Below are 25,396 nucleotides of genomic sequence, written 5' to 3'. Positions count from 1 at the left end.
CCCGCCGGCTTCCCGCTCACGCGGGGCCGGCGGGCGCGATTGTGATGGCCTGGCGATCCGTCACCTGCAGAAGTCCGCGATGACCGGAGCGATCGCCGCGGCCTTGATCACATGGTTCTGACCCGGCACCTCGGTGTGCTCGGCGCCCGGCACCGCTGCCGCGAGCGCCCGCGTCGAGGTCTTCATCCAGCCGGGGCTCTTACCGCCGTTCACCACCAGCACCGGCTGCTCGATCGGCGCCCACTGCTCGGTGTCCATCGGCTCGCCGTAGGCGTTCCGGCCGACCACCTGGGCGTCGTACGGCAGGGTGTGTGCGATCGCCTTCATCGGTTTCCAGGCCGGCATCAGCTTCAGCATCGTGACGAAGATCCCGGGCAGCCCGATCACCTTGGTGAAGAAGTACTTGATCGCATCGCTCGGCTCGAGTGCCTGCAGGTCGCTGACCCAGCTCCGCGGGATCGGTTTGCGGCTGTCGTCGACGACGTACGGCGGTTCGAACGCGACCAGCTTCTCGACCGGCAACCCGGCCGCCGTCGCCCGTAGCGCGAGGGCCGCGCCGGACGACGAGCCGTATACGTACGCCGATCCGCCGGCTGCCTCGATCACCGCGGCCAGGTCCTCGATCTCCCGGTCGACCGCGTACTCGCCCGTGTCACCGGAGTCGCCGCGCCCGCGCCGGTCGTAGTTGTAGACGGTGAAGCGGTCCGCGAGCGCCTCGGCGAGGTCGGGCATCGGGCCCTGTGCGCGGGAGCAGAGTGCGCCGTCGACGAGAACGAGCGTTGGCCCGTTCCCGCGCCGGTCGTAGGCGATGGTGGTGCCGTCCTTCGATACGACGGTGTTCATAGTGGCTCCTCCTGGTTGGTGTGGATCTCACCACTGCGTCGAGCGTGGAGGAGGGCTCTCGACAGGTTGTGACCTAGATCACTTCAGCAGGCCGCGGCGCGTTCCAGCAGGAGCTTGCGTTCGCGTTCGTTGCGGGTCAGGGCGGCGGCCTTCTCGAACTCGGCGCGGGCCTCGTCCAGACGGCCGAGCTTGAACAGCAGGTCGCCGCGCACGCTCGGCAGCAGGTGGTAGTCCTTCAGCGACGGGTCGTCCGCCAGCAGATCGACTGCTGCCAGGCCACGTTCCGGCCCGAACGCCATCGAGATCGCGACCGCCTGGTTCAGTTCGACGACCGGTGACGGGGTGACTTGCGCGAGGACGGCGTACAGGCCGGCGATCCGGGCCCAGTCGGTGTCCTCGGGGTCGGCCGCGCGCGCGTGACAGGCGGCGATCGCGGCCTGCAGGAGGTACGGGCCAGGTGGCTTCTCGAGGGCCCAGGCGCGGTCGATGCCTTCCAGGCCGCGGCGGATCAGGAGCCGGTCCCAGCGGCGGCGGTCCTGGTCGAGGAGGAGCACCGGCTCGCCGTCGCTTCCGACGCGTGCGTTCGCGCGGGACGACTGCAGCTCCATCAAGGCCAGCAGGCCGAGTACCTCGGGCTCGGTCGGCATCAGCTCCACGATCAGCCGGCCCAGGCGCATCGCCTCGTTGCACAGGGCCGGCCGCATCCAGTCGTCACCGGCCGTGGCGGAGTACCCCTCGTTGTAGATCAGGTAGATGACCTCGAGCACCGACGACGTCCGCTCCAGGAGCTCCGGCCCGGACGGCACCTCGAACTCGACGCCGGCCTTGGCCAGGTTGCGCTTGGCGCGGACGATGCGCTGCGCGATCGTCGCCTCCGGGGCCAGGAACGCGCGGGCGATCTCGTCGGTCTTCAGGCCGCCGAGCAGCTTGAGCGTCAGCGTCACCCGCGCGTCCATGGTGAGCACCGGGTGGCAGGCCGTGAACACCAGGCGGAGCAGGTCGTCCTCGATGTGGTCCTCGAGGATCGCCTCCACGTCGTCCTCGACGCTCTCGCCATCGATCTCGAGTTCGTGGCCCATCTCGGCGAGCTTGCGCTGGTAGGTGTCCTTGCGCCGGATCAGGTCGATCGCCCGCCGCTTCGCGATCGCCATCAGCCAGGCGCCGGGATTGTTCGGTACGCCGGACTCGGGCCACTGCTCCAACGCAGCCACGAGCGCGTCCTGGGCCAGCTCCTCCGCGAGCCCGACGTCCCGCACGATCCGTGCGACGCCCGCGATGATCCGCGCCGACTCGATCCTCCAGACCGCGTCGACCGCCCCGTGCGCATCCGTAACCGTCACCCGCCGATAGTAGGCAGGAATCACTCGCTCTTTCCCCACCGCCGCATGTCTGGGCCTGGTTACCGCGCCACCGTGGACAGGAACGCGGTCGTCCGGTTCTGCTCCTCCGCTGTGCCGATCGGTGCCAGCATGAGGTCGGTCGCGCCGGCGTCGCGGAAGCGGTCGAGCTGCTTCTCGATCGAGGCCTCGTCGCCCACGACCAGTACGTCGGCCGGTCCGGCGGCACCTTCCCGGTCGAGCATCGCCCGATACTCCGGGACCTGCCCGGCGAGTGCGAACTCCTCGGCGAACCGCGCCCGTACGGCGTCTTCGGCGGACGTGAGACACACAGCAAGCCCCGCCACGATGCGCGGGTTGCGGCTCCCGGACGCTCGGGTGATCGACGGTACGACGTGCTTGCTGAGTGTCTGGGGTCCGGTCATCCAGGTGATCGTGCCGTCGGCGAGCTCGCCCGCGACCTTCAGCATGGCCGGACCGAGCGCCGCGATCATGACCGACGGAGCCTCGACCTTGGACAGGTCGCCGGCCGGCAGGTCGATCGCTCCGGCTGCCGTGTAGTACTCGCCGTGGTGGTCGACCGGTTCGCCGCGGAGCAGTGGCCGCAGTACTTCGAGGTACTCGCGGAGCCGGCGCGCCGGTCGATCGGTGGGCAGTCCGTACATCCTGCTGACCATCCCGGCGATGCCGGCGCCGATGCCGAGGGTGAGCCGGTTGCCGATCGCCGCCTGCACGGTCAGTGCCTCCTTCGCGAGCACGAGCGGGTGCCGCTGGGGGAACGGCACCACGGCCGTGCCGAGCTCGATCCCGGGAGCCGCCGGGCCGGCGACGGCCAGGGTGGTGAGAGCGTCCCAGCCCAGGCCGTGCGTCACCCATGCACTGCCGACTCCGGCCGCGGCCGCCTCCTGGATCTGCCGGGTGATCTCGGGCAGCGGGGCCCGTCCACGGACGTCACCGAACGCCATACCGATGCGCATCGCAAGTCTCCTCGATCTAAGTGGGGTGGTCCCCCGCTTACCTTCGGCTACGATATGGGGGACCACCCCACTTACGTCAAGGGACCTACCCAGATGCGCGCTGACGCCCAGCGGAACCGGGACCGCCTGGTCGCGGTCGCGGCCGAGGTGGTGGCCGAGCACGGTGCGGACGCGTCGCTCGAGGAGATCGCCCGCCGGGCCGGCGTCGGGTCGGCGACCCTGCACCGGCATTTCGGCGGCCGGATCACGTTGCTGGAGGAGGTGTTCCGGAGCAGCGTCGACGCGGTCTGTGCGCGGGCGACCGAGCTGCTCGACGATCCGGATTCCCTGCAGGCGTTGACGAACTGGCTGCGCGCGATGGTCCGGCACGCGACCAGCAGCCGCGGTCTGGCGACGGTTCTGGTGATGAGTGGCGACTGCGGTTCGGACACGCATGCGCGGGTGATCTCGGCCGGCCGGAAGCTGCTGGAGCGCGCTCAGGACGCCGGCGCCGTACCCGCGGAAGTCCGGATCGAGGACCTGCTGAAGCTGGTCAACGGCATCTCGCTGGCCAGTGCCGAGGACACCGCTCAGGCCGACCGATTGCTCACGCTGGCAATCCGGGGGATAGCACCCGCCTCCGCCTAATAGACTTCGCTGCGGAACTGTCCCGAAAGATGGCTTGAGGTTTGTTGTGCTCACCATGCAGGACGCGCTGATCGCGCTCACGAAGTACTGGACCGACCGGGGCTGCATGATCGTGCAGCCGTTCAACACCGAGGTCGGTGCCGGAACGCTGAACCCGGCGACGATCCTGCGGGTGCTCGGTCCGGAGCCGTGGCGGGTGGCGTACGTCGAGCCGAGTGTCCGGCCGGACGACAGCCGCTACGGCGAGAACCCGAACCGGTTGCAGACCCACACCCAGTTCCAGGTGGTGCTCAAGCCGGACCCGGGCAACCCGCAGGAGCTGTTCCTGGACAGCCTGACCGCGCTCGGGATCGACATCGACGCGCACGATGTCCGGTTCGTCGAGGACAACTGGGCGAACCCGGCGACCGGGTCCTGGGGCCTGGGCTGGGAGGTCTGGCTGGACGGCCTGGAGATCACCCAGTTCACGTACTTCCAGCAGGCCGGCGGGATGACGCTGGACCCGGTGTCGGTGGAGATCACCTACGGCATCGAGCGGATCATGATGGCGCTGCAGGGCGTCTCGCACTTCAAGGACATCGCCTACGCGCCGGGCATCTCGTACGGCGAGGCGTTCGGCCAGGCGGAGTACGAGATGAGCCGGTACTACCTGGACGACGCCGACGTGGAGTCGCAGAAGCGTTTGTTCGAGGAGTACGCGAACGAGGCCCGCCGGATGATCGACGACCGCCTCCCGGTGCCGGCGCACATCCAGGTGCTGCGCTGCTCGCACACGTTCAACGTCCTCGACGCCCGCGGTGCCGTCAGTACGACGGAACGCGCCAAGGCGTTCGGCCGGATGCGGACCCTGGCCCGCGAGGTCTCGCGGCTGTGGGCCGAGCGGCGTGAGGAGCTCGAGTACCCGCTCGGACTCGCCGAGCTTCCGGCCGCGGCGGCCGAGCCGACCGAGTTCCCCGCGATCACCGGGACCCGGCAGCTGACCTTCGAGATCGGCACCGAGGAGATGCCGCCGTCGGAGGTCACGAAGACCGCCGCGGCGGTGCAGACGGCGCTGGAGGAGAAGCTGGCCGCGACGCGGCTCGGGCACGGCGCGATCACAACGTACGCGACGCCTCGCCGGGTGGTGGCGTTCGTCGCCTCCGTCCAGGCCGGTGAGCCGGACGCTGAGCGGGTGGTCCGCGGTCCGAAGAAGGCGGCCGCGTACGACGCCGACGGCAACCTGACCAAGGCCGCCGCCGGGTTCGCGCGCGGCCAGAAGGTGGAGCCGACCGAGCTGCACGACCTCGATGTCGACGGCGTCGAGTACGTCGCGGTGACCAAGCCGGATCCGGGTCGCGGAGCGGCCGAGGTGCTGAGCGGCGTACTGAGCGAGATCGTCGCGGGCCTGCGGTCGGACAAGAACATGCGGTGGAACGACGCCAAGCTGTCGTTCACCCGCCCGATCCGCTGGCTGGTCGCACTGCTCGGCGACGAGATCGTCCCGGTCTCCGTCTCGAGCCTCGCGGCCGGGCGGACCACGCGGGTGCACCGGACCGCAGCGCAGCCGAAGGTCGAGATCGCGTCGGCCGAGGGCTACCTGGACCTGCTCCGGATCCACGGCATCGAGGCCGACCCGGCGCGCCGCCGTACGACGATCGTCGACGCGGCCGCCGAGCTGGCTGCCAAGGTGCAGGGAACCGTCGACGTCGAGGGTGAGGCCGCGCTGGTCGACCAGATCGTCAACCTGATCGAGGAGCCGACGCCGATCCTGGGCGGGTTCGCGGCCGACTACCTCGACCTGCCGAGCGAGATCCTCACCACGGTCATGCGCAAGCACCAGCGCTACCTGCCGGTCCGCGACGGTGACGGCAAGCTGCTGCCGCATTTCGTTGCCGTGGCCAACGGTTCGGTCGACGAGGACCTGGTCCGGGCCGGCAACGAGGCGGTACTGCGGGCGCGCTACGAGGACGCCGCGTTCTTCTGGCGGGCCGACCTGGAGACGCCGCTGGAGTCGATGAAGAGCGAGCTGGAGAAGCTGGCCTTCGAGGAGCGGCTCGGCTCGATGGCCGACCGCGCCGGCCGGATCGGGCGGATCGCTCTCACGCTGGCGGCCAAGGTCGACCTCGGTGGCGACGACCTGACCACGCTGAAGCGGGCCGCCGAGCTGGCCAAGTTCGACCTCGGTTCGCAGATGGTGGTCGAGCTGACCAGCCTGGCCGGCACGATGGCGCGCGAGTACGCCAAGCGCGCCGGTGAGACCGAGGCGGTCGCGCAGGCCCTGTTCGACATGGAGCTGCCGCGGTCGGCCGGTGACCCGGTTCCGTCCACGACTCCGGGCGCGCTGCTCGCGCTCGCCGACCGGTTCGACCTGCTGGCCGGGCTGTTCGGGATCGGCGCGAAGCCGACCGGAAGCTCCGACCCGTTCGCGCTGCGCCGGGCCGCTGCCGGTGTCGTCGCGATCCTCCGCGAGCACCCGGAGCTGCGGGCGATCACGCTCGAAACAGGTCTGCAGGCGGCCGCTGCGGAGATCGGTGCCCAGGGCATCGACGTACCCGCCGAGTCTCTGGGCGAGGTGGCTGAGTTCACCGTACGGCGGTACGAGCAGCAGCTGCTCGACCGCGGTGACGATCACCTCCAAGTCGCCGCTGTGTTGCCGTTGGCAACTGCTCCGGTGGTCGCGGACGAGACGCTCAAGACGCTGCAGGGGCTGGTCGGCAACAGCGACTTCGCCGATCTGGTCGCCGTACTGCAGCGGGTCCGCCGGATCGTTCCGGAAGGCACCGAGGCGGAGTACGACGCCGGCAAGCTCACCGAGCCGGCCGAGATTGTGCTGCACGAGGCGGTTCAGAAGATCGGGCAGGCGCCGACCGGGCTCGGCGACTTCGTGTCCGCCGCGTCGGTCCTGGTCGAGCCGGTGAACGCGTTCTTCGACGAGATCCTCGTGATGGCGAAGGAACCGGACGTCCGTGCCGCGCGGTTGGGGCTGCTGGCAACGATCAGCAAACTCGCCGCCCCGGTCCTCGACTGGCAGGTCCTCGGCACGAGTCTCAACGCTGCCGAGTGATGACCCCTGCGGAGGTTGCCGTGCAGGCGGAGCGTGTTGCGCCTCGCCTGCGCGAGTACTTGCCGCTGACTCCGTTCGTCCGGTACGACGCGTTCAGCGAGGAGCTCGGCGCCGAGGTGCTCGTGAAATGCGAGCACCAGCAACGGACGGGATCGTTCAAGGCCCGCGGTGCGCTGGCGAAGATCCTCACGCTCACCGACGAGCAGCGCGCGGCGGGCGTGATCACCGCGTCCACCGGGAATCACGGGCTCGGCGTCGGCAACGCGCTCGCGACGCTCGGCGGCCACGGCATCGTCTACCTGCCCGAGAACGCCGCGCCGGGCAAGGTCGCGGCGCTGCGTCGGCTCGGTCTCGAACTACGGGCCGAGGGCAACGACACCGGCGTCCTCGAGATCAAGGCCCGCGCGTACGCCGCGGAGCACGGGCTGGCGTACATCCCGCCGTACAACGACCCGGACATCATCGCCGGGCAGGGGACGGTCGGCGTCGAGATCGTCGAGCAGCTGGCCGGTGCGCCGCTCGATGCGGTCGTGGTGGCGGTCGGTGGCGGCGGGCTGATCAGCGGCGTCGCCGCGGTGCTCAAGAAGCAGCTGCCCGGCATCCGCGTGTACGGCGCGCAGCCGGCCGTCGACGACGCGATGGCGGCCTCGGTACGGGCCGGTGAGATCGTGCAGGTCGACGCCGGGCAGACGTTGTCGGACGGTACGGCGGGCAGCGTCGAGCCGGGGAGCATCACGTTCGACCTGTGCCGTGAACTGGTCGACGACTGGGTGCTGGTCGAGGAGGACGCGATCCGGGACGCGCTCCGGACGGTGATCGACACGGAGCACCAGCTGATCGAAGGCTCCGCCGCGCTGGCGTTCGCGGCCGCGCGCGAACGACGTACCGAACTGGCCGGGAAGCGGGTCGCGGTCGTGTCCTGCGGCGGCAATATGTCGTCATCGAGGTTGGCGGCCGCGCTTGCGTGAGCTCGTCGTACTCGGGACCGGCAGTCAGGTGCCGTCCCGGGAACGCACGCAGAACGGGTACTTCCTGCGATGGGACGACGAGGGGTTCCTGTTCGATCCCGGCGAGGGGACGCAGCGGCAGATGATCTACGCCGGGCTCGCGGCCCGGGCGATCACGCGGTTGTGCGTGACGCACTTCCACGGCGACCACTGTCTCGGGGTGCCCGGGGTGGTGCAGCGGCTGTCGCTGGACGGCGTACCCCATCCGGTGCGGGCGCACTATCCGGCGTCGGGGCAGACGTATTTCACACGCTTGCGGTACGCCGCGTCGTTCTTCGAGCGGGCCGAGCTGCTCGAGGAGCCGGTGGAGGAGGACGGGCTGCTGTCGGTCGGATCGTTCGGACAGCTGTGGGCGCGGCGCCTGGAGCACCCGATCGAGTCCTTCGGGTACCAGTTGATCGAGCCCGACGGACGCCGGATGCTCCCGGACAAGCTCGCGGCGTACGGCGTGACCGGGCCCGACGTCGGCCGGCTGCAACGGGCCGGATCGCTCGACCTCGGCGATCGCACCGTGTACGTGGACGACGTCAGCGAGCTGCGGCCGGGGCAGCGGTTCGCGTTCGTCATGGACACCCGCCTGTGCGAGAACGTCCTGCGCCTCGCGGACGGCGCCGACCTGCTCGTCATCGAGTCGACGTACCTGTCGTCCGAGTCCGAGCTCGCCCGCCGTTTCGGTCACCTGACCGCCCGCCAGGCCGCTCGGGTCGCGGCCGAATGCGGTGTCCGCAAGCTCGTCCTCACTCACTTCTCGCAGCGTTACCTGGAGCCGGAACGCTTCCACGAGGAGGCCGCGGCGGAGTTCTCGGGCGAGATCGTGGTCGCCTCGGATCTCAGCCGGGTCTCAGTTCCGGCTCGCCGGTAGCCGCAGCGCTAGGCGTAGCGGGCGAACAATGCGTTACGGACCGGCGAACATGCCCGGACCCGCGCAGTTCCAGGCCCTGCCAGGATTAGCATTGCCGGCGAATGTAAATCTGCCGATCTCCAGGAGCGACCTGTCGTGCGCAACCCCCGTCCGGTGCCGGCGGCTGTCGCATTGGTCGTTCTCAGCGCGGCGGTGGGCGTCACGGTCTGGCGGCCCTGGGAGGATTCCGCCGACGCGACCGGCCGCCCGTCCGGGATCGCCGTGTCCCGCAGCCAGTGCGGACAGGGCTGGACCGATGCGAAGACCGGTCGGCAGACGCTTGTGGTGCACAACACCGGCGACGCGGCCGCCGAGGTCGACCTCGTCGAGGTCCGCAGCAACAAGGTGTACGGCGAGGTTGAGGGTCTAGGCCCGAATACGAGCGCGTCGATGGACGTGCAACTCGGCGCCGGGCAGTACGCGATCCGCTGCCTGATCGAGGACACCGACGCGATCACCGGCCCGACGGTCACGCTGACGGGTGACGCGCAGGGCGGTCCTGCCGTCGTCCCCGTCACCAAGAACGACATGTTGCCGCTGGTGAAGAAGTACCAGGCCGGGGTTGCTCGCGGAGTCGCGGACCTGGCCGTCAAGACGGACAAGCTGCGCGCGGACGTGGATGCCGGCAATCTGGATGCTGCCCGCGCCGACTGGCTGTCCGCGCACCTTGCGTACAACGCGCTCGGCGCGGCGTACGACGCCTTTGGAGACTTCGCCGACAAGATCGATGGACCGTCCAACGGCTTCCATCCGCTGGAGAAAGGCCTGTGGCACAAGGGCTCTGGGCTGAAGCCGATCGCGGATCAGTTGGCGGCCGATGTCCACGGCCTGCAGAAAGACCTGCCCAACGAGCAGGTCGATCCGAACGATCTCGGGCTCCGTGCCCACGAGATCATGGAGAACGCACTCCAGTTCGAGCTGTCCGGTGAGAACGACCAGGGCAGCGGTACGTCGCTGAACACCGCGCTGGCCAACTTGAACGGCACGGCGAACGTGCTCGCCATCCTGGACCCGGTCCTCAAACCGCGCTACGCCGACCTGCCCGCGGTGCAGAAGTGGGAGAACCGCGTGCGCACACTGCTGACCGCGCACCAGAACACCCCGGTCGACCAGTTGGACCGGACCACCCGGGAGCAGCTGAACGGCGCGGTCGGCGAACTGCTGGAGAAGCTCGCCCCGGTTGCAGCGATCTGCGAAGTCCGGAGGGGTTCATGAGCGACGTCGGCCGCCGATCCTTCCTGCGCGGCGCACTCGCGGGGGCGGGCGCAGCCGCGGTCACCGGGGCTGTTGCAGGCTCCGAACTGTCCGCCAACGCGGAGACGCCGACGTCCGTACCGTTCCACGGCGTACATCAGGCCGGCATCACCACCGCGCAGCAGAAGCAGGCGATCTTTGCGTCGTTCGATGTAATTGCCGAGGGCAAGGGTGAGCTGGCCGACCTGTTCCGGACGCTGACCGATCGGGCGCGGCTGCTGACCGCGGGCGGTGCGCAGGCGCCGTTGGGTATCACGGCCCCGCCGGCCGATTCCGGCGTACTCGGACCGGACATGCCGGGTGACGACCTGACGGTCACCGTTGGCGTCGGGGCGTCCCTGTTCGACGATCGGTACGGTCTGAAGGATCGCAAGCCGGCGAAGTTGACGGCGATGAAGACGTTCCCGAACGACAGCCTGGACGACAGCCTGTGTCACGGGGATCTGAGCCTGCAGTTGTGCGCGTCGGAGACCGACACCGTGCTGCACGCGCTGCGGGACCTCGCCCGGCACACCCGGGGCGCGATGCAGTTGCGCTGGCGGGTCGACGGTTTCCAGAGCCCGCCGCGGCCGTCCGGCACGCAGCGCAACCTGATGGGGTTCAAGGACGGCATCGTGAAGCCGGCCACGGCCGACCACGACAAGCTCGTGTGGGTGGTCAAGGGGAACGGCGAGCCGGCGTGGACCGAGGGCGGCAGTTACCAGGTGCTGCGGCAGATCCGGATGCTGGTCGAGTTCTGGGACCGGGTGTCGGTCGGCGAGCAGGAGAACATGTTCGGCCGGCGCCGGGACTCCGGAGCGCCGCTGGACGGCAACAGCGAGACCGATCTGCCGAACTACCCGGCCGATCCGACCGGCGGGGCGATTCCGCTGACCAGCCATATCCGCAAGGCGAACCCACGCACCGCGGACACCGCCGCCAGCCAGTTCCTGCGCCGCGGCTACAACTACGACAAGGGCACTGACGCGGTCGGTGACCTGGACATGGGGCTGTTGTTCTGCGCGTACCAGCAGGATATCGCCCGGCAGTTCGAGGCCGTACAGACCAGGCTGGCCGACGAGCCTCTCGTCGACTACATCCGGCCGGTCGGTGGCGGCTATTTCTTCGTGCTTCCCGGTGTTCGGGACGGCAACGACCACTTCGCGCGGTCGTTGCTCGGATGAGTTATTCAGGAGGAGAAGGCATGCGCGCAAGACTTCCTGTCGCCGCCACGGCCGTCGCGGCCGCGACGGGCTTGGTGCTGGCCGCCTGTGGCGCCCCCGGCGCCGCCCAGCAGGTGACCAACGCCGGCGCGGCGTTCGCGGCGGCGGACGCCGCTTCGTACCACCCGGCGGGGACGACCACGCCGATCAAGCACGTGGTGGTGATCTTCGGCGAGAACATCTCGTTCGACCACTACTTCGGGACGTACCCGAAGGCGGCCAACACCGACGGTACGCCGTTCACGGCCGCCCGGCACACGCCGAAAGTCGATGGTCTGACCAACAAGCTGCTGACGGACAACCCGAACGTCTACAACCCGAAGCGGCTGGCGCCGTCGCAGGCGATGACCTGCGACCAGAACCACGGCTACTCCGCGGAGCAGAAGGCCGTCAACGGCGGCAAGGACGACAAGTTCGTCGAGTTCACCGAGACGTCCAAGTGCACCGGTCAGCCCGTGCTGTTCGGTGAGCCGGGTCTGGTGATGGACTACTACGACGGCAACACCGTCACCGCGATGTGGAACTACGCCCAGCACTACTCGATGAGCGACAACTCGTTCAACACGGTGTACGGCCCGTCCACCCCGGGCGCGCTGAACCTGATCTCCGGGCAGACCCACGGCGGTCAGGCCTACGACCCGAAGACGGGGCAGCCGACCACCGACGCGTACGCCGTACAGTCGCCGGACGCGAACGGGATCGGCACCATCACCAACGACCCCGACCCGATCTACGACGACTGCTCGAACAACAACGGCAAGTCCACCAACAACCTGGCCGGGATGCACGGGCAGAACATCGGTGACCTGCTGAACCAGCGCAACGTCACCTGGGGCTGGTTCCAGGGCGGCTTCAAGCCGACCAGCACCGCGAACGGCAAGGCCGTCTGCGGCGCGGCGCACACCAACGTCGGCGGCAACTCGGTGAACGACTACAGCCCGCACCACGAGCCGTTCCAGTACTACAAGTCGACGGCGAACCCGAAGCACCTGGCTCCGACGTCGGTCGCCGCGATCGGTCACACCGACCAGGCCAACCACCAGTACGACACGTCGGACTTCGACGCGGCCGTGGCGGCGAACAACCTGCCGGCGGTCAGCTTCCTGAAGGCCGGCGAGTACCAGGACGGCCACGCCGGGTACTCCGACCCGCTGGACGAGCAGGCCTTCGTGGTCAAGGAGATCAACGCTCTGCAGAAGTCGCCGGAGTGGAAGTCGACCGCGATCGTGCTGGCGTACGACGACTCCGACGGCTGGTACGACCACGTCACGCCGCCGAGCGTCAACGGCTCCAACGACGCCGCGCTCGACCAGTCCGCGCTGTGCGGCACCAAGCCGGTCTCCGGTGGGTACGCGGATCGCTGCGGCTTCGGCCCGCGGCTTCCGCTGCTGGTGATCTCGCCGTACGCGAAGACCAACCACGTCGACCACTCGCTGACCGACCAGTCCTCGATCCTGAAGTTCGTCGAGGACAACTGGCAGACCGGCCGGATCGGCGACCACTCGTTCGACCAGCGGGCCGGCAGCCTGAACAGCATGTTCAGCTGGTGGGCGCACCCGAACACCAAGCAGCTGATTCTGGACCCGAAGACCGGGGCCGTCGTCAGCTGATGCGTTAGCTACAAGGGGTTTGCGCCCTGATCGGCGAGGAAGTCGTCGATCAGGGCGTTGACCTCTTTCGGGGACTCGAGTGCCGCCAGATGTGCGGATTGCTCGAGTACGACGAACCTCGCGCCCGGGATGGAATCGGCCATCTCCTCGGTCTCGGCGACTCCGAACGTGGCGTCCTCCGCACCTGCCACTACCAGGACCGGCGTCCGGATCTTGCCGAGGAGCGCGCGCTGATCGGGACGGTGCGGGACCACGCTGGCGACGGCGTGCCGCCCCGACCTGATGTTCACCTTCCGCGCGAGTTCGTTGACCGTGGCAACCACCTCGGGCTTCTCGCGTTGCGCGGTCGGGCCGAGGAAAGCGTCGCGGACCGGCCCGGTGAGCGGTCCGCGGATCCCGCCGAGGAGCTGCGCCGCTGCTAGTAGAACGCCGTACTCGAACCGCTGTCGTCGTCCGGCCGGTGACGCGGTGGCGTTCATCAGTACGGCGATGCCGATCCGGTCCGGATGCAGTGCCGCGAAGGTGCCGCCGATCATCCCGCCCCAGCTGTTGCCGATCAGGTGCACCTTCTCGACCTGCAGGTCGTCGATGATCGCCAGGATCACCTGCGCACACTGCTCGAACGTGAACGGCCCGGACAGCGGGTCGCTGCCGCCGTGCCCGGGTGGATCGACCAGGATCACCTGGAAACGGTCCGCGAAATGCGCGGCCTGCGCGGACCACAGCGTGCCGTCCATCAACAGGCTCGGCCAGAACAGCATCGCGGGCCCCGACCCGTCGATGCGCAAGCGGATCCGGCCAAGCACGGTCTCGACGTACCGATCCTGCATGTCTGAACGGTACAGGGGCGTGTCTCCCAATCCCACGCCTACTGCGCGGCACTCGGCGGGCACCTCGCCGAGCGGGAGCGAAGGGAACGATGACACCACATCGACCCCTCCGCTCCCGCTCGCCGAGGCACTCCGCCGAGCACCTGCTCGCGACGGCGTGGGATTGGGAGACACGCCCTGTCAGGGCGCTGGAATCGCCGCTGCCAGGCGCGTCGTGAGTTCGCGGATGTGGTCGATCAGCTCGGGCGGCGACTGGATCTCGAGCGGGTAGCCGAGCAGGCCGAGGTGCAGCGCGAGTTCGTCGAGCGAGTTGGCCCCGGTCTCGACGAGTGTCGTCGTCGCGTCGACGGGCGTCACCGTCGCGACATTCGGCCCGAACTTGTCCGCGACCTGCCCGGCCGGGGCATGGACGAGCACCCGTGCCTGGTAGCGGTAGCCGCCGTACGCGACACCGCGGTTCGTCGACGCGAGATCAGGGACCTCGCGCGGAGTGAACCGCGGGCCGGTCGGGATGCGCGGCTCCACCCGGTCGACGCGGAAGGTCCGCCAGTCCTCGCGGTCGAGATCCCACGCGACCAGGTACCACCGCCGCCCGGTGTGCACGAGCCGGTGCGGCTCGGTCGTCCGCGTGGTCGCCGTACCGTCGTGGTTGCGGTAGTCGAACCGCAGCCGCTGATGGTCGCGAGACGCGGCCGCGAGCGCGAGCAGTACGTCGGGTTGCACCGACGGACCGCCCGACGGCGTCACGGTGACCTGCTGGAGAAGCGCGATCCGATGGCGCAGTCGCGACGGCAGAACCTGTTCGAGCTTCGTCAGCGCGCGGACCGACGACTCCTCGGTGCCTGCCACGGTCCCGTTCGCTGCGGCCCGCAGTCCGATGGCGACCGCGACCGCTTCCTCGTCGTCGAGCAGCAGCGGGGGGAGCGCGGCGCCGGCGCCGAGGCGGTAGCCGGCGACACCGGGGACGGCGTCGACGGGATAGCCGAGGTTGCGGAGCTTGTCGACGTCCCGCCGTACCGTCCGAACCCCGACGCCGAGCTCGCCGGCCAGGGCGGTGCCGCTCCACTCCTTGGGTTGCTGCAGCAGGGAGAGGAGCTTCAGCAGTCGTGCCGAGGTCTCGATCATGTTCTTCATTCTGGCATCTTCTTAGGACTGAAGCTGTCCTAGGTAGGTGGCAGAGTTCTAGACATGATCAAGCCGTTCAGCATCGACATCCCGCAGAGCACCCTCGACGACCTCGCCGCCAAGCTGGCGAGCACCCGGCTCCCCGCACCGCTTCCCGGCGACGACTGGAACACCGGCGTACCGGTCTCCTGGCTTTCGTCGCTGGTCGAGTACTGGCGTACGTCGTACGACTGGCGCGCCGCCGAGAAGGAGCTGAACTCGTACCCGCAGTTCACCGCCGAGATCGAAGGTCAGCGGATCCACTTCATCCATGTCCGGTCCGCCGAGCCGGACGCGCTGCCGCTGATGCTCACGCACGGTTGGCCCGGGTCGATCGTCGAGTTCCTCGACCTGATCGGGCCGCTCACCGACCCGGTCGCTTTCGGAGGGCAGGCCTCGGACGCGTTCCATGTGGTGATCCCGGCGCTGCCCGGGTTCGGGTTCTCCGGGCCGACGGCGGACGACGACTGGACGTTCCCGCGGATCGGGCGCGTGTGGGCGTCGCTGATGAGCGAGCTCGGCTACGAGCGGTACGGCGTACAGGGCGGGGATCTGGGCGGATCGGTGTCACCGGAGGTCGGGCGGGCCGCTCCTTCGCACGTCGTCGGCGTACACACGAACGGCGGGACGAACCTGCCGCCGCTGCAGATGTCCGACGAGGAGCTGCAGACGCTGACGCCGCTGGAGCAGGACAAGATGGCGCGGATCGCGCAGTTCATGCAGGACGAGTTCGGCTACATCTCGATCCAGTCGACCCGGCCGCAGACGCTGGCCTACGGCCTGGTCGACTCGCCAGTCGCGCAACTGGCCTGGATCATGGACAAGTTCAAGGCCTGGACGTACCCGGCCGACACCTTGCCGGAGGCAATCATCAGCAAGGACCGGCTGCTGACGAACGTGATGATGTACTGGCTGACCGGGACCGGCGGGTCGGCCGCCTACATCGGGTACGCCCAGCCCCGCGACTGGACCCCGCGCCCGAACTCTGGCGTCCCGACGGCGGTTCTCGCGACAGCCCACGACGTGGCGATCCGCCGCTACTGCGAGACGTCGAACACCATCACCCGCTGGACCGACATCGACCACGGAGGCCACTTCGCAGCCCTAGAGGTCCCCGACCTCCTGGTCACCGACGTCCGAGAGTTCTTCCACAACCTCCGCGGCTAACCACCCAAGCGACTGGCCGACGTGGACGCACCGCCGGCGTGGAGCGGTTCCCCAGCTCGCCTGCCTGATGCGTAGGTGAGCCGCGAGACCGTGCGACAGGTTCTGGTGGGTTCGCACCCGGTATTCCCTGTCCGCACCCCCCAGAAGGTGTCTCTTCCCCCGGCACCCGCAGCCCGCAGCCCGCAGCCGGCCGACTGCGCTACCTGCCACCAGCACAAGGACGGTTATCCCCTCGTGTTGGGGGTTCTCTGCTGGTGTGCGAGGGGAGAACCCACAACACGAGGGGATATCCAGTCCTGTGCACAGACGTCAGGCCACCTGGTGACTCCCAGCTGAACCCAGCTGGCCCGCTCATCTGTCACACGAGCCGGATTCTCAGGTGATTCATTGGTTGGGCCGATGGAGTTCTCAGTCTGGCGAGCTCTACTCGTAGGCAGAGGGAACTTGCCGAGGAGGGCGACACCAGATGAACGAGAGCGCTGGACCGGGACCGTACGACGGCGGACAGCAGCAGGGGCAGCCGCACGGGCAGCAGCCGAATCCGCAGTACCAGCAGGTGCCGCAGTACGGGCCGCAGTACCAGCAGGGTCCGCAGCAGGGTCCGCCGAACGGGCCGCAGTACCAGCAGGGTCCGCAGTACGGGCCGCCGAATGGGCCGCAGTACCCGTTCGGTCCGGCGCCGCAACCGCCCAAGAAGCGTGGGCGGCGACTGCTGGGGGCCGGTGCGCTCGGGCTCGCTGCGGTGCTGGTCGCCGGGTCGGTTGCCTGGGGCATCGACCAACGCTCCGGCGGGAACAGCTCGCAACTGTCGCAGCAGGCGTTCGACGCGGCATCCGTGGCGGCGAAGGTGTCGCCGGGGCTGGTCGACGTGAACACCGTCCTCGGGTACCAGAATGCGCGAGCGGCCGGCACCGGGATCGTGCTCACCTCCGACGGTGAGGTCCTCACGAACCACCACGTGATCGAGGGCGCGACGTCGATCACCGTGACGGATATCGGCAACGGGAAGACGTACACGGCGAGCGTCGTCGGGTACGACGAGGCGCACGACATCGCCGTACTGAAGCTGAAGGACGCGTCCGGGCTGGAGACCGCGAAGACCGGGAACTCCGACCAGGTGAAGCTCGGCGACCAGGTGGTCGGGGTCGGGAACGCGGGCGGTGTCGGCGGTACGCCGAGCTATGCGGCCGGGAAGGTGACCGCATTGAACCAGGCGATCACCGCGACCGACGAGAACGGGCAGAACCCGGAGAATCTCACGGACCTGATCCAGACCGACGCGAACATCCAGGCTGGCGACTCCGGCGGCCCCTTGGCGAACGCGAACGGCGAGGTGGTCGGCGTCGACGTGGCCGGCAACGGCGGCAACAACGGCGGGCAGGGCCGGCCTGGACAAACCGCGACGTCCACCGCGCAGGCCGCCACCGCGACGCTCGCTGCCTGGGGCGACGGCAACAGCAACGGAACTGGCAACGGTTATGGCGATGGGAACGGGACGGGTGGCTTCCCGTTCGGCAACGGCTCGGGGTCCGGCAACGGCTCTGGCAACGGGTCGGGCAACGGCTCTGGTGACGGAACCGGGAACGGATCGGGGAATGGCTCCGGGAACGGGTCCGGGCAGGGGAACGGGGCCGGGACGACGACCGAGGGGTACGCGATCCCGATCAACCAGGCGCTCGACATCGCCGGCCAGATCGAGGCCGGGAAGGCGTCGACCGTCGTACACATCGGCGACTCGGCGATGCTCGGGGTGTCGGTCGTGACCAGCGCCGGTACCAGCGGAGCTGTCGTCGGCGACGTGGTCGCGAACGGTCACGCGGACGAGGCCGGGATCCAGGCCGGTGACGTGATCACCTCCTTCGCCGGGCACGCCGTCACCTCGCCCGACACCCTGTCCGCACTGCTCAACAAGCAGCACCCAGGCGACAAGGTCGAGGTCGGCTGGACCGACCAGTCCGGCCAGACCCACAAGGCAACCATCCAACTCATCACAGGCCCGGTCCGCTGACCACAAGCCATCCACCAAACTCCTAAGACCCGGTCCGCTGACCCAGCGCCACCCCCTCGCTGTCAGCGGACCGCCAGATCGGGCCCGACGCTCCCCCTCCCCCTCGGAGCGCCGGGCCCGATCTTCTGCTGCCCCCACCGAGTCGTGGAAATCGGCAGTCAAACCCAGCCACAATCCACGACTCGCGGTCCGGGGCGCCAGCCAATCGCCACGACTCGACGACTCAAGAGGTGAAGCAGGCCGGGTGGACGGGGGCCAGCCGAGCGAACGCGCGTAGGCGTCGGACGCCCCACGAGCCGTCGCACGCCCAGCACCCACCTCACCCGGGTACGTCGCCCGCAGCAGCACCGCACGCAGCCCCATCGCCCACGGCCCCGCCACCCACGGCCCCGCCACCTGCAGCCCAACTGCCCGCAGCAGCACCCCGCGCAGCGCCACCGCGCTCAGCCCCACCGCCCACGGCCCCATCGCCCACGGCCCCATCGCTCACGGCCCCGCCACCTGCAGCCCCACCGCCCGCGGCAGCACCGGGTGTGGTGTCGGGGGAGGTGGTGGCGCTGGGTGTGGTGGCGGGGAGGTGGTGGCGCTGGGTGTGGTGGCGGGAGGTGGTCGTGCTGGGTGTGGTGGCGGGGGAGGTGGTCGCGCCGGTGTGCTCGCGGAGGGCCGGGTGGTGTGGGGGTAGTGCCGGACGAGGTGGCGGGGAGGTGGTTGTGGCGGGTGAGGTGGTGGTTGGGGGAGTGGCGCCGACCGATCGTGTGGAGGCGACGGGCGTGGTTTTCTGGTCCGTTTCCGCTGGGGTGAACAAGCGTTTACGATTGGTGGGTAAACGACTGTTCACCCCTGTGTGAGGACTTCGTGTGACTGTTCGTCCTGCTGCTCGTCCGCGTCTGGTTCTAGCGGCGCTGGCGTTTTGCGGTGTGCTGGTGTCGATCAGCCAGACCATCGTCGTACCGCTGCTCCCCGAACTTCCCGCGATCACGCACAGCCCGGCGTCCGACGTCAGTTGGCTGATCACGATCACGCTGCTCACCGGCGCGGTGTTCACGCCGCTGCTCGGCCGCGCCGGCGACATGTACGGCAAGCGCCGGGTCCTGCTGATCGCGCTGTCGTCGATGATCATCGGCTCGCTGCTCTGCGCGAGCAGTTCGAACCTGACGGTGCTGATCGTCGGGCGCGCGTTCCAGGGCGCGGCCGTCGCGGTGATCCCGCTCGGGATCAGCATCCTGCGCGACGAACTGCCGCCGCGCCGCGTCATCCCGTCGATCGCGATCATGAGCTCGACCCTGGGGATCGGCGCCGCGTTCGGCATCCCGGCCGCGACGCTCGTGGTCGAGTACGCGAACTGGCACACGATGTTCTGGATCAACCTCGGACTCGGCGTGCTCGACGTCATCCTGGTGCTGCTGATCGTGCCGGAGTCCGCGATCCGCACCAGCGGCCGGTTCGACGTCCTGGGTGCTCTCGGCTTGAGCGCGTTCCTGGTCTGCCTGCTGCTCGCGGTCTCCAAGAGCAGTGCGTGGGGTACGACGACGATCGTCGGCCTGTCCGCCGTCGCGGTCCTGCTGGTCCCGCTCTGGGGTTGGTACGAGTTGCGTACGAAGAGTCCGCTCGTAGATCTCCGTGTCTCCGCGCGCCCAGCCGTTCTCTTCACGAACCTCGGCGCGCTCCTGATCGGGTTCGCCTTCTACGCCAACTCGTTGTCGACGGCGCAACTCGTCCAGGAGCCGACGTGGACCGGGTACGGTCTCGGCAAATCCATCGTCGTCAGCGGCCTCTGCCTGCTCCCGGGCGGCGTCGCGATGGTGCTGCTCTCGCCCGTATCGGCCCGGATCTCCACCGCCCGCGGCCCGCGGTTCACGCTGGCGATCGCGTCGGTGCTGATGGCCGCCGGGTACGTCGTGCGCCTCTTCACCAGCAGCAATGTCGCCGGGATCGTGATCGGCGCAACGGTCGTCTCGGCCGGAACCGCCGTTGCGTACTCGGCGCTTCCGGCCCTCATCATGCATGCTGTGCCAGTGACCGAAACGGCCGCCGCGAACGGCCTCAACACGCTGATGCGCACGATCGGGCAGGCGATCTGCAGCACGATCGTCGCGAGCGTGCTCGCCGGCGTCACGATCTCCTCGGGCGGCCGGGTCGCGCCCGCGCTGTCGGCGTACCTGATCGTGTTCGTGATCGCGGGCATCTCGGCCCTGGTCGCTGCGGGCCTGGTCATGTTCATCCCGGCGCGGCGGCCGGAGCCGGTGCCGGTCGAGGCGACTGTGCGGTGACTGCGAGGTGAGAGCGACGTGACCGACCCGGGGCGGGCCACGATCCTCCGCGCGGCGCGCAAGGCGTTCGCACGGGAGCCGTACGACGCGGTCACGTTGCGCGGGGTCGCCGCGGACGCCGGTGTCAGCGCTGCCCTGATCGTCAAGCACTTCGGCGGCAAAGAAGCGCTGTTCGAGCGGGTCGCCGACTTCACCGAGGCGGCCCAGTTGCTGCTCGCGGCACCGAATGAGCGGCTTGCCGAGCACGCCGTCCGCGCGCTCGTTCAGTACCGCCGGGAGAACGAGCAGGATCTGCTCCTCCGGGTCGTGTTCGCGGCCGGCAAGGGCGACGAGCGGGCGCAGATCCGCGAGCACTTCCGCGACCAGGTCACCCGCGCCTTCGCCGGCCGCCTCACCGGACCGGACGCTGCGCTCCGGGCCGGTCTGATCACTGCGCACCTGCTCGGCCTCGGTGCCGCGATCGCGATCGACAAGTCCGGTCCGATCGCCACCGCGGACCTGGAGACCGTCGCCGAGCTCTACGCGCCGGCGATCCAGCAACTCATCCACTGATTGAACGCCCGTCCTAAAATGTGGACAAAGGGCTTGGCGCTGAGTGTGACGCCATTAACATGGAGCATCCAGGCCGAGAGGCGCTGCAACGGGCCCCAGGTCCGCCACGCTCGTCCTGGGGATGACTGCAAGGGCGCCTCCGGAGAGTTCTTCTGGAGGGGTTGGGCAGATGAGTGAAGCCGCGCTGCGGGAGCTGCTGGATCAGCGGATCGCGATCCTCGACGGTGCCTGGGGCACGATGCTGCAGGGCGCCAAGCTGCAGACCCCGGACTTCCAGGGCGATCGCTTCGAGAATCACACGCACGACGTGACCGGCGACCCGGACGTGCTGAACCTGACCCGCCCGGACCTCATCCTCGACGTCCACCGGCAGTACCTGGCGGCCGGCGCCGACATCACCACCACGAACACCTTCACCGCGACGAGCATCGGTCAGGGCGACTACGGCCTGCAGGAGTACGTCCGCGAGATGAACCTCGCCGGCGCGCGGCTCGCCCGCCAGGCGGCCGACGAGTTCGGTGGCCGGTTCGTCGCCGGTTCGATCGGCCCGCTCAACGTGACCCTTTCGCTGAGCCCGCGCGTCGAGGACCCGTCGTACCGCGCTGTGTCCTTCCAGCAGGTAAAGGATGCGTACGCCGAGCAGATCGCGGCGCTCGCCGAGGGCGGCGTCGACCTGCTGCTGATCGAGACGATCTTCGACACGCTGAACGCGAAGGCCGCGGTCGCCGCGGCCCGCGAGGTTGCGCCGCACCTGCCGTTGTGGATCTCGGTGACGATCGTCGACCTGAGCGGCCGGACGCTGTCGGGGCAGACCGTCGAGGCGTTCTGGAGTTCGGTCGAGCACGCGAAGCCGCTCGTCGTCGGCGTGAACTGTTCGCTCGGCGCCGCGGAGATGCGGCCGCACGTCGCGGACCTCGCCCGGTTCGCCGACACGTACGTCGCCTCGCACCCGAACGCCGGCCTCCCGAACGCCTTCGGTGGGTACGACGAGACGCCCGACGAGACCGCCGGCATGCTGGAGGAGTTCGCGCAGTCCGGTCTCGTCAACATCGTCGGCGGCTGTTGCGGTACGACGCCCGCCCACATCAAGCAGATCGCGGCCGCCGTGGAGCAACTGCCGCCGCGTACCGTCGTACCGGCCGATCACACCACCCGGTTCTCCGGGCTCGAGCCGTTCAAGATCGGCGCCGACACCGGGTTCGTGATGATCGGGGAGCGGACCAACGTCACCGGGTCGGCGAAGTTCCGCCGGCTGATCGAGGGCGACAACCACCAGGCCGCGGTCGACGTGGCGCTGGAGCAGGTGCGCGGCGGCGCGAACCTGCTGGACGTGAACATGGACGCCGACCTGCTCGACAGCGAGCAGGCGATGACGACGTTCCTGAACCTGATCGCGACCGAGCCCGAGGTGGCGCGGATCCCGATCATGATCGACAGCTCGAAGTGGACGGTCCTCGAAGCCGGCCTCAAATGCGTGCAGGGCAAGGGCGTCGTGAACTCGATCAGCCTGAAGGAAGGCGAGGAGGAGTTCCTCGAGCGGGCCCGGAAGATCATGTCGTACGGCGCCGGCGCGGTCGTGATGGCGTTCGACGAGCAGGGCCAGGCGGACACGGTCGAGCGCAAGGTGGCGATCTGCGGCCGGGCCTACGACCTGCTGACCGGCATCGGGTTCCCGGCCGAGGACATCATCTTCGACCCGAACGTCCTCGCGGTCGCGACCGGCATGTCCGAGCACAACGGGTACGCGAAGAACTTCATCGACGCCCTGCCGCTGATCAAGGAACGCTGTCCGGGCGTCCACATCAGCGGCGGTATCTCGAACCTGTCGTTCTCGTTCCGCGGCAACGACATCGTCCGTGAGGCGATGCATTCCGCGTTCCTGTACCACGCCGGCCAAGTCGGCCTTGACATGGGAATCGTGAACGCCGGCCAGCTCGCGGTCTACGAAGACATCCCGAAGGATCTGCTGGAGCTGGTCGAGGATGTCATCTTCAACCGCCGCGACGACGCCACCGACCGCCTGGTCGCGTTCGCGGAGAACGTGAAGGGCAAAGGGACGCAGCGCGAGGTCGACCTGACCTGGCGTGAAGGCACGGTCGAGCAGCGGCTGTCGCACGCGCTCGTGCACGGCATCGTCGACTTCATCGAGGACGACACCGAGGAGGCCCGGCAGAAGCTGCCGCGGCCGCTGGAAGTCATCGAAGGTCCGTTGATGGACGGCATGAAGGTGGTCGGCGACCTGTTCGGCGCCGGCAAGATGTTCCTGCCGCAGGTCGTGAAGAGCGCCCGCGTGATGAAGCGCTCGGTCGCCTACCTGGAACCGTTCATGGAGGCGGAGAAGGAGCAGGCCCGGCTCGAGGGTCGCGCCGAGGCCGTCCGCGGCCAGGGCAAGGTGGTGCTCGCGACCGTGAAGGGCGACGTCCACGACATCGGCAAGAACATCGTCGGCGTGGTGCTCGGCTGCAACAACTACGAGGTGATCGACCTCGGCGTGATGGTGCCGGCGGCAAGGATCCTCGACACCGCGGTGGCCGAGGGCGCGGACGCGGTCGGCCTGTCCGGGCTGATCACACCGTCACTGGACGAGATGGTGTCGGTGGCCGACGAGATGCAGCGGCGCGGGCTGAAGCTCCCGTTGCTGATCGGCGGCGCGACCACTTCGAAGCAGCACACCGCCGTCCGGATCGCACCGGCGTACGAGAACACCACTGTGCACGTCCTGGACGCCTCGCGTGTGGTCGGAGTGGTGTCCGACCTGCTCGACTCCGACCGCTCTCTAGAGCTTGCCAAGAGCAACAGTATCGAGCAGGAACGGCTGCGCGAGCAGCACGCGAACAAGCAGCGCGCCCCGCTGCTGACGCTGGCCGAGGCGCGGGCGAACAAGGAGCAGGTCGAGTACGGCGAGTTGCCGGTGCCGGCGTTCACCGGGCTGCGCTATGTCTCCCCAAGCATCGAGACGCTGCGCGAGATGGTCGACTGGCAGTTCCTGTTCCTGGCCTGGGAGTTGAAGGGCAAGTACCCGGCGATCCTGGAGCAGCCGGTCGCGCGTGAGCTGTTCGACGACGCGAACACGCTGCTGGACGAGATCATCGCGAACGGGTCCTTCACCGCCGAGGGCGTGTACGGGTTCTGGCCGGCGCACAGCGAGGGCGACGACATCGTCCTGGACGGGCTGGACCGGTCGTTCCCGATGCTGCGGCAGCAGACCGAGAAGCCGGCCGGGCGGGACAACCGCTGCCTCGCCGACTACATCGCGCCGTCCGGTGATCATCTCGGCGGGTTCGGCGTCGCGATCCATGGCGCGGAGGTGCTGGCCAAGTCGTACGAGGAACGCAACGACGACTACCGGGCGATCATGGTGAAGGCGCTGGCCGATCGGCTGGCGGAGGCGTTCGCGGAGTGGATCCACCTGGAGGCGCGGCGGGCGTGGTTCGAGCCCGACGTACAGCCGGTGCTGGAGGATCTGCACGCGGAGCGGTTCCGCGGTATCCGGCCCGCCCTCGGGTACCCGGCGAGCCCGGACCATTCCGAGAAGCAGGAGCTGTTCGAGCTGCTCGCGGCGGACAAGATCGGCCTCGGGCTGACCGAGTCGTTCGCGATGACGCCGGCCGCGGCGGTGAGCGGTCTGATCTTCGCGCACCCGGCGTCGCGCTACTTCAGCGTCGGCCGCCTCGGTCGCGATCAGATCGAGGACTACGCCGTACGGCGGAATCTCCCGCTCGCTGAGGTCGAACGCTGGCTCCGTCCGAACCTGGCGTACGACCCGCAGTAACCGGGGCCATCGCCGGATCTCCCACCAGCCGTCGGAGTTGTGGGTCGATCCGCTCCGACGCCGTCCGGACGGCAGCGGTCGCGAGCGACGGGTCGTCCTTGGCGACAGCCTCGGCGAACCCGTTGCGGAGGGCAACCTCTGCGCGCAAGCGGTCCGGCGGCGACAGTTCGTCGGTGCCCGGCAGCAGCTTGAGGATCTCGTCGAACCGATCCTCGGGTTTCGTCGCGATCAACGCCTCAGAGAGGGCGGCGTAGTCGTCAGGTCCGACCGGGGCGCCGGGGCCTTGCTGGCGGACGACCTCCGTCATCAGGTCACGTGCTGCCGCTGCCGCCGCCGGGTTCCGGCCGGCGAAGGCGAAGTCCGGCACCTCGGCGACGGGGACGAACCTTGCGGAATCGGTCTTCGGCCAGAGTTTCGCCAGTCGTTCCTGGGTCCACACGTCGGCCAGCCCCTCGTCAAGGACCGCCTCCTGCTCGTGGAGCCCGCCGATGTGGTCGAACAGCGGGCTGCTCAAACCGGCCGACTGCGACATCGTGTGCCCGGTGGCCCGGACCAGCCGTTCCGAATCGCCACGTGCCGGCTTACCGGCGTCGTACCGGCGGACCGCGTCGGCCAGCTCCTCCGGCAGGAACAGGGGACTGTCGTTCGACCGGAGCGAGTGGACCGCGTTCATCGGCTCGCGGTTGTTCGGCTGGACGACGACGTCGATGCCGCGCCAGCGGACGACGCGATTGGTGGCTTCGCTGACGGCTTCTACGACCGACTCTCCCCAGGCGACGCACGGATCGCCGGTGTGGACCAGACCAGTAGCCATTGTTCTCCTCGCTGAGAG

18 protein-coding genes are annotated in these 25,396 nt (G+C 69.0%); 12 read left to right on the top strand and 6 right to left on the bottom strand.

The window, feature by feature from the left end:
* Window positions 1-60: 60 nt before the first annotated feature.
* From ACWF0M_RS33170 to ACWF0M_RS33160, 3 genes are all read right to left on the bottom strand, one after another.
* Window positions 61-843, bottom strand: coding sequence for an alpha/beta fold hydrolase (locus ACWF0M_RS33170; RefSeq protein WP_452239690.1), 783 nt, complete (start codon window positions 841-843; stop codon window positions 61-63).
* A gap of 83 nt (window positions 844-926) precedes the next feature.
* Window positions 927-2,183, bottom strand: coding sequence for an RNA polymerase sigma factor (locus ACWF0M_RS33165; protein ID WP_452239689.1), 1,257 nt, complete (start codon window positions 2,181-2,183; stop codon window positions 927-929).
* Between the two features lie 59 nt (window positions 2,184-2,242).
* Window positions 2,243-3,157, bottom strand: coding sequence for a TIGR03564 family F420-dependent LLM class oxidoreductase (locus ACWF0M_RS33160; RefSeq protein WP_452239688.1), 915 nt, complete (start codon window positions 3,155-3,157; stop codon window positions 2,243-2,245).
* A 93-nt stretch (window positions 3,158-3,250) separates the two neighbouring features.
* Between ACWF0M_RS33160 and ACWF0M_RS33155 the strand changes: the two genes are divergently transcribed.
* From ACWF0M_RS33155 to ACWF0M_RS33125, 7 genes are all read left to right on the top strand, one after another.
* Window positions 3,251-3,784 carry a TetR/AcrR family transcriptional regulator gene (locus ACWF0M_RS33155; protein ID WP_452239687.1) on the top strand — a complete coding sequence of 178 codons (534 nt, stop codon included), beginning with the start codon at window positions 3,251-3,253 and terminating at the stop codon, window positions 3,782-3,784.
* A 34-nt stretch (window positions 3,785-3,818) separates the two neighbouring features.
* Window positions 3,819-6,827: a glycine--tRNA ligase gene (locus tag ACWF0M_RS33150; protein WP_452239686.1), complete on the top strand. Its 3,009-nt coding sequence runs from the start codon at window positions 3,819-3,821 to the stop codon at window positions 6,825-6,827.
* Entirely contained in the window at window positions 6,827-7,795 is a 969-nt protein-coding gene (locus tag ACWF0M_RS33145; protein ID WP_452239685.1) for a pyridoxal-phosphate dependent enzyme, read from the top strand. The genes ACWF0M_RS33150 and ACWF0M_RS33145 overlap by 1 nt, the downstream gene beginning before the upstream one ends.
* Window positions 7,788-8,696, top strand: coding sequence for a ribonuclease Z (locus tag ACWF0M_RS33140; protein ID WP_452239684.1), 909 nt, complete (start codon window positions 7,788-7,790; stop codon window positions 8,694-8,696). Before ACWF0M_RS33145 ends, ACWF0M_RS33140 begins: the two co-directional genes overlap by 8 nt.
* A gap of 135 nt (window positions 8,697-8,831) precedes the next feature.
* Window positions 8,832-9,950: an EfeM/EfeO family lipoprotein gene (locus ACWF0M_RS33135; RefSeq protein ID WP_452239683.1), complete on the top strand. Its 1,119-nt coding sequence runs from the start codon at window positions 8,832-8,834 to the stop codon at window positions 9,948-9,950.
* Window positions 9,947-11,152, top strand: coding sequence for an iron uptake transporter deferrochelatase/peroxidase subunit (gene efeB / locus ACWF0M_RS33130; protein ID WP_452239682.1), 1,206 nt, complete (start codon window positions 9,947-9,949; stop codon window positions 11,150-11,152). The genes ACWF0M_RS33135 and efeB overlap by 4 nt, the downstream gene beginning before the upstream one ends.
* A 20-nt stretch (window positions 11,153-11,172) precedes the next feature.
* Window positions 11,173-12,801 carry a phospholipase C gene (locus ACWF0M_RS33125; RefSeq protein ID WP_452239681.1) on the top strand — a complete coding sequence of 543 codons (1,629 nt, stop codon included), beginning with the start codon at window positions 11,173-11,175 and terminating at the stop codon, window positions 12,799-12,801.
* Window positions 12,802-12,809: 8 nt separating this feature from the next.
* Here ACWF0M_RS33125 and ACWF0M_RS33120 read toward each other — a convergent pair whose 3' ends face one another.
* A complete protein-coding gene (locus ACWF0M_RS33120; protein ID WP_452239680.1) occupies window positions 12,810-13,631 on the bottom strand; it encodes an alpha/beta fold hydrolase in 822 nt (273 codons plus the stop codon).
* A gap of 180 nt (window positions 13,632-13,811) precedes the next feature.
* Window positions 13,812-14,756: a helix-turn-helix transcriptional regulator gene (locus ACWF0M_RS33115; protein ID WP_452239691.1), complete on the bottom strand. Its 945-nt coding sequence runs from the start codon at window positions 14,754-14,756 to the stop codon at window positions 13,812-13,814.
* 63 nt (window positions 14,757-14,819) lie between these two features.
* Here ACWF0M_RS33115 and ACWF0M_RS33110 point away from each other — a divergent pair, with 63 nt between their 5' ends.
* From ACWF0M_RS33110 to metH, 5 genes are all read left to right on the top strand, one after another.
* A complete protein-coding gene (locus tag ACWF0M_RS33110) occupies window positions 14,820-15,962 on the top strand; it encodes an epoxide hydrolase family protein (protein ID WP_452239679.1) in 1,143 nt (380 codons plus the stop codon).
* Window positions 15,963-16,428: 466 nt separating this feature from the next.
* A complete protein-coding gene (locus tag ACWF0M_RS33105; protein WP_452239678.1) occupies window positions 16,429-17,970 on the top strand; it encodes a S1C family serine protease in 1,542 nt (513 codons plus the stop codon).
* A gap of 857 nt (window positions 17,971-18,827) precedes the next feature.
* Window positions 18,828-20,240, top strand: a complete 1,413-nt coding sequence (locus ACWF0M_RS33100; RefSeq protein WP_452239677.1) for an MFS transporter — start codon at window positions 18,828-18,830, stop codon at window positions 20,238-20,240.
* An 18-nt stretch (window positions 20,241-20,258) separates the two neighbouring features.
* Entirely contained in the window at window positions 20,259-20,792 is a 534-nt protein-coding gene (locus ACWF0M_RS33095; protein WP_452239676.1) for a TetR/AcrR family transcriptional regulator, read from the top strand.
* Window positions 20,793-20,961: 169 nt separating this feature from the next.
* Window positions 20,962-24,564, top strand: coding sequence for a methionine synthase (gene metH / locus ACWF0M_RS33090; RefSeq protein WP_452239675.1), 3,603 nt, complete (start codon window positions 20,962-20,964; stop codon window positions 24,562-24,564).
* On the opposite strand, the gene ACWF0M_RS33085 is transcribed toward metH, so the two are convergent.
* On the bottom strand, window positions 24,449-25,378 hold the full coding sequence (locus tag ACWF0M_RS33085) for a hypothetical protein (RefSeq protein WP_452239674.1): 930 nt from the start codon (window positions 25,376-25,378) through the stop codon (window positions 24,449-24,451). The genes metH and ACWF0M_RS33085 overlap by 116 nt on opposite strands.
* Between the last annotated feature and the right edge of the window lie 18 nt (window positions 25,379-25,396).

It is taken from the genome of Kribbella sp. NPDC055110 (genome assembly GCF_053607525.1).
The sequence above is the reverse complement of the archived record's forward strand: the minus strand, read 5'-3'. Positions and strand labels throughout refer to the sequence as shown.